The 13,468-nt window shown below is 58.0% G+C and carries 12 protein-coding genes; 7 read left to right on the plus strand and 5 right to left on the minus strand.

What is annotated here, in order from left to right:
• Window positions 1-151: 151 nt before the first annotated feature.
• Window positions 152-442 (minus strand): cold shock domain-containing protein CspD, encoded by a 291-nt coding sequence (gene cspD / locus ACONT6_RS08195; RefSeq protein ID WP_428821226.1) that lies wholly within the window; start codon window positions 440-442, stop codon window positions 152-154.
• Window positions 443-793: 351 nt separating this feature from the next.
• Between cspD and clpS the strand changes: the two genes are divergently transcribed.
• A complete protein-coding gene (gene clpS, locus ACONT6_RS08200; protein WP_428821227.1) occupies window positions 794-1,195 on the plus strand; it encodes an ATP-dependent Clp protease adapter ClpS in 402 nt (133 codons plus the stop codon).
• A 125-nt stretch (window positions 1,196-1,320) separates the two neighbouring features.
• Window positions 1,321-3,606, plus strand: coding sequence for an ATP-dependent Clp protease ATP-binding subunit ClpA (clpA, locus tag ACONT6_RS08205; protein ID WP_428821228.1), 2,286 nt, complete (start codon window positions 1,321-1,323; stop codon window positions 3,604-3,606).
• A 128-nt stretch (window positions 3,607-3,734) separates the two neighbouring features.
• Here the strand turns inward: clpA and infA are convergent, their stop codons facing one another.
• From infA to trxB, 4 genes are all read right to left on the minus strand, one after another.
• The gene (gene infA, locus ACONT6_RS08210) at window positions 3,735-3,953 is read right to left on the minus strand and encodes a translation initiation factor IF-1 (protein ID WP_010130378.1); all 219 of its coding nucleotides are present in this window, start codon (window positions 3,951-3,953) and stop codon (window positions 3,735-3,737) included.
• A 209-nt stretch (window positions 3,954-4,162) separates the two neighbouring features.
• Window positions 4,163-4,882, minus strand: coding sequence for an arginyltransferase (locus ACONT6_RS08215; protein ID WP_181253189.1), 720 nt, complete (start codon window positions 4,880-4,882; stop codon window positions 4,163-4,165).
• 154 nt (window positions 4,883-5,036) lie between these two features.
• On the minus strand, window positions 5,037-5,771 hold the full coding sequence (gene aat / locus ACONT6_RS08220; RefSeq protein WP_428821229.1) for a leucyl/phenylalanyl-tRNA--protein transferase: 735 nt from the start codon (window positions 5,769-5,771) through the stop codon (window positions 5,037-5,039).
• An 84-nt stretch (window positions 5,772-5,855) separates the two neighbouring features.
• Window positions 5,856-6,797, minus strand: coding sequence for a thioredoxin-disulfide reductase (gene trxB / locus ACONT6_RS08225; RefSeq protein WP_428821230.1), 942 nt, complete (start codon window positions 6,795-6,797; stop codon window positions 5,856-5,858).
• A 541-nt stretch (window positions 6,798-7,338) separates the two neighbouring features.
• On the opposite strand from trxB, the gene ACONT6_RS08230 reads away from it, so the two are divergent.
• The 5 genes from ACONT6_RS08230 (at window position 7,339) to serS (ending at window position 13,459) form a co-directional block, all read left to right on the plus strand.
• A complete protein-coding gene (locus ACONT6_RS08230; protein ID WP_428821231.1) occupies window positions 7,339-9,663 on the plus strand; it encodes a DNA translocase FtsK in 2,325 nt (774 codons plus the stop codon).
• 91 nt (window positions 9,664-9,754) lie between these two features.
• Window positions 9,755-10,384, plus strand: a complete 630-nt coding sequence (lolA, locus tag ACONT6_RS08235; RefSeq protein ID WP_428821232.1) for an outer membrane lipoprotein chaperone LolA — start codon at window positions 9,755-9,757, stop codon at window positions 10,382-10,384.
• Window positions 10,377-11,741, plus strand: coding sequence for a replication-associated recombination protein A (locus ACONT6_RS08240; RefSeq protein ID WP_428821233.1), 1,365 nt, complete (start codon window positions 10,377-10,379; stop codon window positions 11,739-11,741). The genes lolA and ACONT6_RS08240 overlap by 8 nt, the downstream gene beginning before the upstream one ends.
• 47 nt (window positions 11,742-11,788) lie before the next feature.
• Window positions 11,789-12,163, plus strand: a complete 375-nt coding sequence (gene crcB, locus ACONT6_RS08245; RefSeq protein WP_428821234.1) for a fluoride efflux transporter CrcB — start codon at window positions 11,789-11,791, stop codon at window positions 12,161-12,163.
• 18 nt (window positions 12,164-12,181) lie between these two features.
• Window positions 12,182-13,459 (plus strand): serine--tRNA ligase, encoded by a 1,278-nt coding sequence (gene serS, locus ACONT6_RS08250; protein ID WP_428821235.1) that lies wholly within the window; start codon window positions 12,182-12,184, stop codon window positions 13,457-13,459.
• Window positions 13,460-13,468: the final 9 nt, after the last annotated feature.

Genomic DNA, 13,468 nt, shown 5'->3' on the forward strand with positions numbered 1-13,468 from the left:
GCAAAATTCGCTGAAGAGAGTAATCAGCTGGTGTTGGCCGCGAGCTTTCTCGGACGTGACAGAGCGTCAGTTCTAAATCACGCTTGCGGCGGATACTCTTGGCTGCGGCGGTCTGCCCGGCATACACCCTGGGGCGTGCCGGCAGAGTCGCTTAATCGAGCGCTTCCTCGGTCTCTTTTTCTCTTACCGATTGCGCTGGAGACGCAGAAACAGGTGTCGGTGAGCGACTGCCCTCAGCGGTAGCAATGCTGATATTGGCTGCGTGGTAGCCTTTGTCGCCTTGGATGATATCGAAATTAACCTGCTGGCCAGCCTTCAGGGTGCGGTACCCCTCCATCTGGATGGCAGAGTAGTGCGCGAAAAGATCTTCTCCACCCTCGTCAGCAAGAATGAATCCATATCCCTTGGCGTTATTGAACCACTTAACAGTACCGGTAGGCATGGCGAAATCCCTCTAATATTGCCGGGGCGACTGCTGGCCGCCTTACATGTATCGTTATTGTTATCGCGCTTCATGCGCTTCTTTGTGTGTACAAAATCATTTGTACGACTATTAGCTAGTGCCTCATCACCGCGTTGGCGCGGTTAATACCTCTTGTAGCCAAGACACCGCCCCTTGTCAAGGAGGGCGGTTGCCCTGGACTGTGCTGATACCTGAATGAGGTTACAATGTGCGCTTGCCAAATTCACCGCGGTGGCCGGCGTGAGCCCTTTCGAGAGGCTTATTCCTCGACGATAGGGGCGGGGGCGTCAGCACTGTGAACCGTTTCCGGAACTCTGATTGACTAGCGCTATGGGAAAATCACAAATCATTAAACTACACTCGAACGAAGATGACGGCGGAGATGATTTCTACCTTCACGGGGCAGACGGGGACACCGCACTTGCGGAGGCCAAACCAAGGCTGAAACGACCGCCCATGTACAAGGTGGTCATGCTCAATGATGACTACACCCCGATGGAATTTGTTGTCGAAGCCCTGGAGCTTTTCTTTTATGTGAATCGCGAGCGCGCCACTCAACTTATGTTGCAGGTACACACTAAGGGAAAAGCGATCTGTGGTGTCTATACTCGAGATATAGCGGAAACAAAGGCCGCGCAGGTTAATCAGTTCGCTCGGGATAACGAACATCCCTTGCTTTGCGAAATTGAGGCAGATGAGGACGACGAAAACGGCGAGGAGGAGGGAAGTTAAGGACTACCGTCGCCTGGAGCAGTCAGGCGTGACTTTTCCGGCCGGGTATCCGGCAAAAAATCAGGAATGCCGGGTGTTTTTCACTACAACCCGGATGACATTGGCCAGTAAGGTTTGAGGTTTAGATGCTCAGCAAGGATTTAGAGGTAACGCTCAATCTAGCGTTCAAAGGTGCACGGGCGAAACGCCACGAGTTTATGACCGTTGAGCACCTGTTGCTGGCGCTGCTGGACAATGAATCCGCGGCAGATGTTCTGCATGCCTGCGGCGCTGACCTCAGTGCGCTGCGCCGAGAGCTGCTCGAGTTCGTCGACTCTACCACGCCATTAATCCCCGAAAATGACAGCGAGCGGGAAACCCAGCCCACGCTGGGGTTCCAGCGCGTACTGCAGCGCGCGGTGTTCCACGTGCAGTCCTCTGGCAAGAAAGAAGTGACTGGTGCCAACGTTCTGGTTGCGATTTTCTGTGAGCAGGAAAGTCAGGCCGTCTACTACCTCAAGCAGCAGAGTGTCGCGCGTATTGATGTGGTGAATTACATTACCCACGGTATTTCCCGCGTCAGTTCCGGCGGCAACAATGCGCACAACAGCAGTCCCGATCCATCGCCCGAGCAGGTGGATGAAGATCTCGGCAGCACTGCCGAGCCAGGCGGCTCCGACCCTCTCGAAAGTTACGCCACAAACCTCAACCAGGAAGCGATACTCGGCCGGATTGACCCTCTGGTTGGCCGCGCCCCGGAGGTAGAGCGGGTAACCCAGGTACTGGCGCGCCGTCGCAAGAATAACCCGCTGTTGGTCGGTGAATCCGGTGTGGGCAAGACCGCGATCGCCGAGGGCCTCGCCCGCCGAATCGTGGACGGAGAGGTTCCGGAACCGCTGAAAGACAGCACCATTTATTCCCTGGATCTCGGCTCCCTGCTGGCCGGCACCAAGTACCGCGGCGATTTTGAGAAGCGCTTCAAGGCACTGCTGGCCGAGCTGAAAAAGCGCGAACACGCGGTGCTGTTTATCGATGAAATTCACACCATTATCGGCGCCGGTGCGGCTTCCGGTGGTGTAATGGATGCGTCCAACCTGCTTAAGCCGCTACTGTCCAGTGGACAGCTGCGCTGCATTGGTTCCACGACGTTTAATGAATACCGCGGTATTTTTGAGAAAGATCGCGCACTTTCACGTCGATTCCAGAAGATTGACGTGCACGAGCCTTCCGTCGAGGAAACTGTGCAGATCCTGCAGGGGCTTAAAACGTGCTTTGAAGATCACCACAAGGTGCGCTTTACCGATTCGGCCCTGGAGGCTGCTGCGCACCTCGCAAACCGGCATATCACCGAGCGTTTTTTGCCGGACAAGGCCATCGATGTGATCGATGAGGCCGGCGCCTACCAGGCGCTACTGCCGGCGGACCAGCGTACCGACACGATCTCCGTGACCGAAATTGAAAACGTCGTGGCGAAAATGGCCCGCATTCCCGCTAAAAGCGTTTCCGCCTCCGATAAGGCGGCGCTGGCCAAGCTGGATGAGAACCTCAAGATGGTGGTGTTCGGCCAGGATCAGGGTATCGAGGCGCTCAGCACCTCGATCAAGCTGGCCCGCGCTGGCCTGGGTGCGGAAGAGAAGCCTATTGGCTCCTTCCTGTTCGCCGGCCCTACGGGTGTCGGTAAAACCGAGCTCTGTCGTCAGTTGGCTCAGGTAATGGGTATCGAGCTGATTCGTTTCGACATGTCCGAGTACATGGAGCGGCATACGGTTTCGCGCCTGATCGGTGCCCCTCCGGGTTATGTCGGGTTTGATCAGGGTGGCCTGCTGACCGATGCCGTGACCAAGCACCCCCACAGCGTGGTGTTGCTCGACGAGATCGAAAAAGCCCATCCGGAAGTCTTCAACCTGCTGCTGCAGGTGATGGATCACGGCACCCTGACCGACAACAATGGCCGCAAGGCGGACTTCCGCAATGTGATTCTGATCATGACCACCAATGCGGGTGCTGAAGTCATGAGCCGCCGCTCTATCGGCTTTGCCAACCAGGATCACAGCAGTGATGGAATGGAGGAGATCAAAAAGATGTTTACTCCCGAATTCCGCAATCGACTGGACAGTATCATTCAGTTCGGTTCGCTGGATATGGAGGTGGTCAAAACCGTGGTGGACAAGTTTATTGTCGAGCTGCAGGCGCAGCTGGATGAGTCCAGGGTGACCCTCGAGGTGGACGATGAGGCCCGCGAGTGGCTCGCGGTTAACGGGTATGATGAGAAAATGGGCGCGCGCCCCATGGCCCGCCTGATTCGCGAGAAGTTGCGCAAACCGCTGGCCGAGGCTGTGCTGTTCGGGGATCTGTCGGAAGAGGGCGGCAAGGTCGAGGTGACCGTGGAGAACGATCAACTCAAGATCTGCACGGCGATGCCGGTGCATTGAGTACCTGCATCCGGTAAAAGCCGGATCCCACGCAAACGAAAAAAGCCACCTTATGGGTGGCTTTTTTATATCTCGCTCAACCTGGGCGGGTTGACCGGGAACCGCTGCCGGCAGACTGCCGGGAGGGATTAGCGCGCGCGATAGGTGATACGGCCTTTGCTCAGGTCGTACGGGGTCAGTTCTACCTTGACCTTGTCACCGGTGAGGATGCGGATGTAGTTTTTGCGCATCTTGCCGGAAATGTGCGCGATTACCACATGTCCATTTTCCAGTTTCACGCGGAATGTGGTGTTGGGCAGGGTGTCGATCACCTCACCTTCCATTTCAATGTAATCGTCTTTTGCCATGCGGCAGCAACCTTTGATAAATGTGTACTAGCTTTTCCGCCACGATTTTATGGCCCTGCGTCGTCAGATTCTGGGGCCCGGCGGTACGACGGGCGTGCATTTTGCACGAAAAGTGCGTGCAGGCCAAGTGGAAGCCTGCGTCTCGCTTAAATCCCGTGGAATTGTGGATTCCGGGCCCTTCAGAGTAATTGCCCAGCCTAGTGCTGAGTCTAGTCGGTACTCAGGGTCCAGCGGTTGTTCTGGAGGGTTTCGAGGGGTTTGAACTGGCTTTTGTAGGCCATTTTCTGGCTCTGGCGGATCCAGTAGCCGAGATAAAGGCTGGGAAGCCCGAGGCGACGGGTCCACTCGATTTGATAGAGGATCGAGTAACTGCCGAGGCTGCGCTTGGTCTGCTCTGGATCGTAAAAGGTGTAGATGGCGGAAACGCCGCCGGCCAGCACGTCGGTAACGGCGGTCGCAACCAACTGGTCCCTGGCCCGGAACTCGATATAACGGGTGGTGCCCCAGGCATTGTTGAGGAAGCTGCGAAATTGCTCCCGGCTGGGTGGGTACATCTCGCCATCGTGATGCCGCTGCTCGATGTAACGAGCGTAGAGCGCGTAATGTTCGTCTGTATCGATGTCGTGACGATGAAACACGTCCAGATCACGATTGCGTCGCCAGCAGCGTCGCTGGTTGCGGTTGGGCGCAAACAGTTCCACCGGCACCCGGGCGGGGATGCAGGCCTGGCAGTGGGTGCACTGAGGACGATACAGGTAATTTCCACTGCGCCGGAAGCCCAGTTCTGAAAGGCGGCTGTAGAGTCTCGGGTCTACCGGGGTCTGTGGATCAACGAATACGGTGGTGGCTTCCCGGTTTTCCAGGTAACCGCAGGGGTGGGGCATGGTGGCCAGCAGGCGGACCGAGTCGAGCTGAGAATACTGACTCATGCAGGCATCTCACGGTGTCGATCAGAATTGCTGGTCATTTTTATCTTTGCCAAATGCGCTCTCAATGGGATTTCGCTGCAATCCCGGTTCGGTTACAGACTCGAGGGTAATTTGCGGTCAGCAAAAACACAAACCAAGCCGCCCAAGTATCGCTTCAAAAGCGCTCAAAAAGAGTGTTCGCGGGTCGCGGTGGCCAGGTGGCAGGGAAGCCGGTGCTCGCAACTTCGCGGGCCAGAAGGTCCTCAAAATCCGCCCTGGATACCTCGGTGGCCCCGAGACTCTGTAGATGTGGATTCGTCACCTGACAATCAATCAATCGGCAGCCCCACTGGTCAAGCTGGCGCACCAGATGCGCAAAAGCGACTTTCGAGGCATCGGTTGCGCGGTGAAACATCGACTCACCGAAAAATACTCGCCCGATGGCGAGGCCGTACAGGCCGCCGACCAGATCGTCATCCAGCCAGGCTTCTACCGAGTGTGCGTGACCGAGCTGGTGCATTTCGAGATATGCATCGCGCATATCCTCGGTGATCCATGTGCCGCTTTCCTGCGCGCGGGGCGCGGCGCAGCCATCCAGAACCTGGGCGAATGCCTGATCGAAAGTGACCGTATAGCGCCCCTGGCGTATTACCTTGCGCAGGCTGCGGCTGAATGTGGTGGATTCGGGGCGAACTATGCAGCGTGGGGAAGGGGACCACCAGAGGATTGGCTGGTCATCTGAAAACCAGGGGAAGATACCTCGGCGATACGCTGCCAGTAGCCACTCCGGACTCAGGTCCCCGCCCACTGCGAGTAACCCGTTGGGGTCGTGCAGCGCCGCGGAGGTATCCGGGAAACCGACCTGCTCAGGATCCAGTAGTGAAAGAATTTCATTTGCGTTGTCGGTCAAGAGTCTCTGTCCCCGGTTGTCTGGACTGCTGCGCATAAAAAAGGCGGCCCGAAGGCCGCCTTTTCGTTGGGCCGGTCAAGCCCGTTATTGTGCATCCAGGAAGCGCTCGGCATCCAGTGCAGCCATACAACCAGTACCTGCAGAGGTTACTGCCTGACGGTAGATATGATCGGACACGTCGCCCGCGGCAAACACGCCGGGTACGGACGTCTGGGTGGCATTGCCGTTCAGTCCGCTCTCAACAATGATATAGCCACCATTCATTTCCAGCTGGCCTTCAAAGATGTCCGTGTTCGGCTTGTGGCCGATGGCGATGAACACGCCGGATACGTCGACTTCCTTGGTGTTGCCGTCCTGTACGTTCTTCAGGCGGACGCCGGTTACGCCGTTATCGTCGCCGAGGACTTCGTCCAGGGTGTGGTGCCAGCACAGATTGATGTTGCCGTTTTCCACTTTGTCCAGCAGGCGATCCTGCAGGATTTTCTCCGCACGCAGCTCGTCGCGGCGGTGTACCAGGGTAACTTCGCTGGCGATGTTGGACAGGTACAGTGCTTCTTCGACCGCGGTGTTACCGCCGCCGACAACAACGACTTTCTGGTCGCGGTAGAAGAAACCATCACAGGTGGCGCAGGCGCTGACGCCGCGGCCCTGGAATGCCTCTTCAGACGGCAGGCCCAGGTACTGGGCGGAGGCACCGGTAGCGATAATCAGCGCATCACAGGTGTAGGTTTCATTGCCCTTGAGGGTGAACGGGCGCTGTTTTACATCAACTTCATGGATGTGATCGAAGATGATGTTGGTGTCAAAACGCTCCGCGTGCTGCTGCATCTGGACCATCAGGTCCGGGCCCTGGAGGTCGTGTACACCGCCCGGCCAGTTCTCCACTTCTGTGGTTGTGGTCAGCTGTCCACCTTGCTGCATGCCGGTAATAACAACCGGGTTCAGGTTGGCGCGAGCGGCGTAAATGGCCGCGGTATAACCGGCAGGGCCGGAGCCGAGGATGATCAGACGGTGATGATTGCTCATGACTGGACTCACAATACTTCGATGTTGGATTGGTGATTCTGTATGTCTTGCAGCACTGGTTAAGGCGCCCGACAAATTTTTGCCTGCGCGGATCATGGCGCCCCCGCGCGCATTGTTCAAGGGCGGGCTGGGGCTGATCGATGTCGCTCGAAGAGCGGGGCGGATGGCCAGTGAAAAAATTGCCGCCATGATAGAAGAAGGGGGATAGTCGACCAAATAGTTTGGTCTTATCTATCTCATTGCGCGTCTTTATAGATAGCTCAAATCGCCATGCCGTCCCAGATACCGAATGGGTGTCGGACAATCATTGTGCAAATAACCCTGTGGACTGGTTTAGGCAATTTCTAGCTTTGTGTCATACATTGCGTGAACAAGTACCTGTAACCATTTGATTTTAAATGTAAAGTTAAGACTTTAAGTGGTTTCTAGGTTAACCCTCCGGTAGCAATTACCCCGAGGCTGTAGTACACAGAAACCCTGACGCCGCCGCTATACCAACAAGAAGGCGAGCAACCCTGAACACTGTGACCGAGGTAAGCCATTGAAGGCTGAAAGTGAAACCGAATCTGCGGCCGCGATTCCTGACTCCCTGATTGCGCGCATCGTCCGTGAGGGCGCCCTGATTGCCCTGTTGGCGGGTGCGTTGCTGGTGGGCATCAGCCTGCTCAGCTACAACCCCGGTGATCCGGGTTGGTCGCATACCGGCAGCGGTGCCGGGATCGAAAATGCCATTGGCCCCACGGGAGCCTGGCTCGCCGACGTGTGCCTGTCTTTACTGGGTTGGATGGCGTATCTGTTCCCCGTGCTGATCGGCTGGCGCGCCTATCGAATCCTGCGTGACAAAAACGCACGCTTCCATGCGCCGCTGTTTGCGCTGCGTGTCGCTGGGCTGTTGGTGCTGCTGGTCTCCGGTGCGGCGATTGCCACGCTGTGTTTTGCGGAGTCGGCCAATCCACTACCATTTTCCAATGGCGGCATCATCGGTGCCGCGGTCTCTACTTTCATGGAGCTGGGGCTTGGCTACGTGGGAGCAACAATCCTGCTGCTCGCCACTTTTGCCATTGGCGTTACGGTGTTTACCGGCATGTCATGGCTGAAACTGTTCGAAGATATCGGTCGCAGCGTGCTCGCAGCGTTCGGCTGGATCGGCAGTCGTTTGGCGCGCGCGCGCCAGGAGCGGGAAGAGCAGCGTGTCGCGCGTGAAGCGGTGGTTGTACGCAAAGCTGCCGTGGAAGAGGAAAAGCAGCGCACCGCGAAACGCCTGCCACCGCAAATTGCGCCCTCTGCGCCCCCGGTAAAGCAAAGCCCGCGGGCGGTGAAAGAGAAGCAGGGAGAGCTGTTCAAAGGCCCGGTCACCGGAACTTTGCCGCCACTATCCCTGCTTGATGTGCCCGATGCCAACAAGAAAGCCGGCTTCAGCCGCGAGGCGCTGGAAGCGCTGTCGCGTCTGCTGGAATTGAAACTCAAGGACTTTGGGGTAGTGGCGGAAGTGGTTTCGGTACTGCCTGGCCCCGTGGTTACGCGGTTTGAGATTCAGCCTGCACCGGGCGTGAAGGTCAGCCGGATCACCAATCTCGCCAAAGACCTGGCCCGCTCCCTGGCGGTCATCAGCGTGCGGGTGGTTGAAGTGATCCCCGGCAAATCCGTCGTCGGGATCGAAATTCCGAACGAGAATCGCCAGATGGTGCGCCTCTCGGAAGTGCTCGGAGCGGAGGTCTACGACAAGGCCAATTCCGCACTCACACTGGCACTGGGGCACGATATCGCCGGCCAGCCGGTCGTTGCTGACCTGGCCAAGATGCCGCACCTGCTGGTGGCGGGTACCACGGGTTCCGGTAAGTCCGTGGGCATCAATGTGATGCTGCTGAGCCTGCTGTACAAATCCACGCCCGATGAAGTGCGATTGATCCTGGTGGATCCGAAGATGCTCGAGCTCTCGGTCTACGAAGGTATCCCGCATTTGCTGACCCCGGTCATCACCGACATGAACGATGCGGCCAATGGCCTGCGCTGGTGTGTCGGCGAGATGGAGCGCCGTTACAAGTTGATGGCCGCCATGGGTGTGCGCAACCTGGCGGGCTTTAACCGCAAGGTGAAAGACGCGGTCGCTGCGGGAGAGCCGCTGATCGATCCGATCTGGCAGCCGGACCCCATGTCGAGCGTCCCGGAGGCAGAACAGACGGCGCCCCACCTGAAACCGCTTCCAGCGATTGTGGTGGTGATCGATGAATTTGCCGACATGATGATGATCGTCGGTAAAAAGGTAGAGCAGCTGATCGCGCGTATCGCGCAGAAAGCCCGTGCCGCCGGCATCCACTTGCTTCTCGCTACCCAGCGCCCGTCGGTGGACGTGATTACCGGCCTGATCAAGGCGAACGTACCGACCCGTATGGCGTTCCAAGTTTCTTCAAAAGTCGACTCGCGCACCATTCTGGATCAAGGGGGTGCTGAACAGCTCCTCGGCCATGGCGATATGCTATACCTTCCGCCGGGTACAGCAGTGCCCATAAGGGTGCACGGGGCCTTCGTGGATGATCATGAAGTGCACCAAGTTGTGGCGGACTGGGCCCGTCGCGGCGAGCCTGAATACATCGACGGCATCATCGACGACTCCAATAACAGCATTCCAGTGCCCGGGATGACCACCGAAGGGGGAGAGGACGATCCGGAGACTGACGCCCTCTACGACGAGGCCGTGGCATTCGTGACCAAGTCGCGCAAAGCGTCCATATCATCGGTGCAGCGCCAGCTGCGTATCGGCTACAATCGCGCCGCGCGCATGATTGAGGCGATGGAGGCGGCCGGGGTGGTTTCAGCCCAGCAGCCCAATGGCAACCGGGAAGTGTTGGCACCGCCACCCGCGTGATGCGGGTAAATCGTGACCCGGTTCAGGCCGGGTTCACTTGGCGCCGTCTAGGCTTTAAGGACACTCTCGGAATAGCAGACTGGAAGGCATTATGAGACGCAAGCTGAGCATTTTCCTCGCCTCACTGGGCATGAGTTTGGGCCTGGGCATGAGCGCTGTCGGCGCACAGGCCGATGCCAGTGAAGATCTGAGCCGGCTGTTGCAGCCGCTGGGCTCCATCTCCGGCAATTTCCGCCAGACCCTCAAGGATCAGAAAGGCAAAACCCTGCAAAAGAGCAGCGGCAATTTCTCCGTGCAGCGCCCGGGTAAACTGCGCTGGCAGACCGGCGAGCCTTTCCCGCAACTGCTGGTGACCAACAACAAGAAGCTGTGGCTGTATGATCCCGACCTGGAGCAGGTCACCGTGCGCCCGGTAGACAATCGTATGAAGGAAACACCGGCATTGCTGCTCGGCGGCAAAGTGGAGGATATCCGCGGTTCCTTCAGTGTCGAGAGCAAGAAGGGTGCCTATTACCTGACCCCGAAGCGCGCTTCTGCGCCGTTCAAGTCCATGGTAATCCGTTTCGACAAGCAGGGCTTGCCAGAGACCATGACCGTGCGCGACGGCATGGGGCAGACCACTGATATCCGATTCAACGGCCTGCAGGCCAACCCCCGGCTGTCTTCGCACATGTTCAATTTCAAGCCGCCCAAAGGGACCGACGTTATTCGCGATGAGTGATCTGTTTCAATCGCCACCCCGGCATCAGCCTCTGGCCGCGCGCATGCGGCCGCAAACTCTGGCCCACTATGTGGGCCAGTCGCATTTATTGGGGCCGGGGAAACCCCTACGCGAAGCGGTAGAGCGGGGCCAGCTCCACTCCATGGTGCTGTGGGGGCCGCCCGGCGTGGGCAAAACCACCTTTGCCCGCCTGCTGGCGGAAGAGTGCGATGTGCGTTTTGCCACGCTGTCTGCGGTTCTGGCCGGAGTAAAGGAAATCCGCCAGGCAGTAGCGGAGGCTGAACAACACGCGGCCCAGTTTGGTCGTGGCACCATCCTGTTTGTGGACGAAGTGCACCGCTTCAACAAAGCGCAGCAGGATGCCTTCCTGCCCTATGTGGAAGAGGGCACCGTGACGTTTGTCGGCGCCACGACCGAGAACCCATCCTTCGAACTCAACAACGCATTGCTTTCCCGATGCCGGGTGTATTTGTTGCGCAGCCTCAGTCAGGACGAGCTTAGCGGCCTGCTGCGGCGCGCCCTGGCCGAGGATGACGAGCTCAAGGCCCGCAATGTGGAAATGGCCCCCGAAGTACTCGACAAGATCACCCTGAGTGCCGACGGTGATGCCCGCAGCGCACTCAATCTGTTGGAAATCGCCTGCGACCTGTCGCGGGAAGAGGGCGGGCGGCAGGTCATTGACGAGGCGGTGCTCGCTGAAGTGCTCACCGCAGATGTACGGCGCTTCGACAAGGGTGGGGACTACTTTTACGACCAGATTTCCGCACTGCACAAATCCGTGCGCGGCTCGGATCCGGACGCCGCGCTCTACTGGTTTGCGCGCATGATCGACGGTGGCTGCGATCCGCTGTATGTGGCGCGGCGGGTGGTGCGCATGGCCAGTGAGGATATCGGCAACGCCGATCCACGCGCCCTTGAAATAGCACTCAATGCCTGGGATGTGCAGGAACGCCTGGGCAGCCCGGAAGGGGAGCTGGCCATTGCCCAGGCAGTGGCCTACCTCGCCGTCGCCGCCAAAAGTAACGCGGTCTACAGTGCCTACAAGCGGGTGCTGGCTGATATCCGGCGCGAGCCCAGTTACGAGGTTCCGGTGCACCTGCGCAATGCGCCCACCAAGCTGGCCAAGGAGATGGCGCACGGTGCGGAGTATCGTTACGCCCACGATGAGCCAGATGGCTTTGCCGCGGGCGAGAATTATTTCCCCGAGGCCATTGCCGACCGTCGCTATTACTATCCGGTAAACCGGGGGCTGGAGCTCAGGATCGAAGAAAAGCTTGAGCGCCTGCGGGCACTCAATCAGGCCAGTGACCAGCAACGCTATTCGCCCGCGCAACACTCGGAAGCAGAAAAGCGCTAAAATCCTCCCGCAATTGGCAGTTCACCACACCTTTCCGGGAGTTTCCCATGCAATGGATAGCAATCGCACTTGGCGGCGCCGTCGGCGCAATCCTTCGTCACCTGGTCGGTGTCTGGGCCTTTCCGGTTTTCGAAAACCGGATTCCGCTCGGCACCTTTATCGTCAATGTGGTTGGCTCCCTGCTGATCGGTATTGCCTATGTTGTGATCGTGGAGCGGGGCATGCTCGGCCATGAGTGGCGCCTGATGATCATGACCGGCCTGTTTGGGGCTCTCACCACCTTTTCTACCTTCTCGCTGGAAACAGTGATGTTGTGGCACAATGGCCAGCCTTTGACGGCGCTGGCCTATGTTGTGGCCAGCCTCCTGGTGTGCTTGGCTGCAACCGCAACGGCCATCTCCCTGGGAATGAAATATCTGTAACGCGGTAATCAATACACCATGCTCGATCCTAAACTGATTCGTAACCAACTCGACGAAGTTGCAGCGGCGCTGACCAAGCGCGGCGTGCAGCTGGACAAAGCCAAGCTGGAGCAGCTCGAAGAGCAGCGTAAAGAGCTGCAGGTACGCACAGAGTCCCTGCAGAATGAGCGCAACAGCAAATCCAAAAACATCGGCCGGGCCAAGGCCAGCGGCGAGGATATCGCCCCGCTGTTGAAAGAGGTTGAGTCCCTGGGTGGTCAGCTGTCGGAAGCCAAGCAGGCGCTCAGCGAACTGCAGCAGCAGCTCGACGATGTACTGCTGGCGATCCCGAATATCCCGGACGAATCTGTGCCCGAGGGTAAAGATGAAGACGATAACGTGGAAGTGCGCCAGTGGGGCGAGCCGCGCAGCTTTGATTTTGAAGTGCGTGACCATGTGGATCTCGGGGGCAGCCTGGGTGGTCTCGATTTCGAAGTGGCGAGCAAAATTACCGGATCCCGCTTTGCGGTAATGACTGGCAAGGTGGCCAAGCTGCACCGTGCATTGGCACAGTTCATGCTAGATCAACATGTAGAAGAGCACGGCTATCAAGAAGCCAATGTGCCGGTAATAGTAAATAGCGATTCCCTGTACGGAACCTCACAGCTGCCCAAGTTTGCTGAGGATCTGTTCAAGCTGGAGGATGAGCGTGGTTTCTACCTCATTCCTACCGCAGAAGTACCGCTCACGAACCTGTACCGCGATGAAATCGTCGAAGACGCCGCTTCACTGCCGCACAAGTTTGTCAGCCACACCAACTGCTTTCGCTCCGAAGCCGGCTCACACGGGCGCGATACCCGCGGCATGATCCGTCAGCATCAGTTCGAAAAAGTCGAGCTGGTATGGTTTGCCCGCCCGGATCAATCCAAAGACGCGCTCGAACAGCTCACCAGTCACGCAGAAAACATTCTGCAGAAACTGAACCTGCCATACCGCACCGTGGTGCTGTGTGGTGGCGATATGGGTTTCGGTGCAACCAAAACCTATGACCTGGAAGTTTGGATTCCATCTCAGGACAAGTACCGTGAGATTTCTTCCTGCTCCCTGATGGGGGATTTCCAGGCCCGGCGTATGAAGGCCCGCTGGCGCAATCCGGAAACCGGCAAGCCAGAATTGCTGCACACCCTGAACGGATCCGGGTTGGCGGTGGGTCGCACGCTGATCGCGGTGCTGGAAAACTACCAACAAGCCGATGGTAGTGTCGAGGTGCCGGAAGTACTGCGCCCCTACATGGGTGGTGCATCAAAGATCGGCTAAGCAGTATGG

The sequence above is a fragment of the Microbulbifer sp. MCCC 1A16149 genome (assembly GCF_050368945.1).
Lineage (GTDB): Bacteria > Pseudomonadota > Gammaproteobacteria > Pseudomonadales > Cellvibrionaceae > Microbulbifer.

Coding starts and splice junctions, on each gene's coding strand:
- serS (WP_428821235.1), top strand. CDS start 12,182: ATGCTCGATCCTAAACTGATTCGTAACCAACTCGACGAAGTTGCAGCG.
- clpS (WP_428821227.1), top strand. CDS start 794: ATGGGAAAATCACAAATCATTAAACTACACTCGAACGAAGATGACGGC.
- trxB (WP_428821230.1), bottom strand. CDS start 6,797: ATGAGCAATCATCACCGTCTGATCATCCTCGGCTCCGGCCCTGCCGGT.
- crcB (WP_428821234.1), top strand. CDS start 11,789: ATGCAATGGATAGCAATCGCACTTGGCGGCGCCGTCGGCGCAATCCTT.
- lolA (WP_428821232.1), top strand. CDS start 9,755: ATGAGACGCAAGCTGAGCATTTTCCTCGCCTCACTGGGCATGAGTTTG.
- infA (WP_010130378.1), bottom strand. CDS start 3,953: ATGGCAAAAGACGATTACATTGAAATGGAAGGTGAGGTGATCGACACC.
- clpA (WP_428821228.1), top strand. CDS start 1,321: ATGCTCAGCAAGGATTTAGAGGTAACGCTCAATCTAGCGTTCAAAGGT.
- ACONT6_RS08240 (WP_428821233.1), top strand. CDS start 10,377: ATGAGTGATCTGTTTCAATCGCCACCCCGGCATCAGCCTCTGGCCGCG.
- cspD (WP_428821226.1), bottom strand. CDS start 442: ATGCCTACCGGTACTGTTAAGTGGTTCAATAACGCCAAGGGATATGGA.
- ACONT6_RS08215 (WP_181253189.1), bottom strand. CDS start 4,882: ATGAGTCAGTATTCTCAGCTCGACTCGGTCCGCCTGCTGGCCACCATG.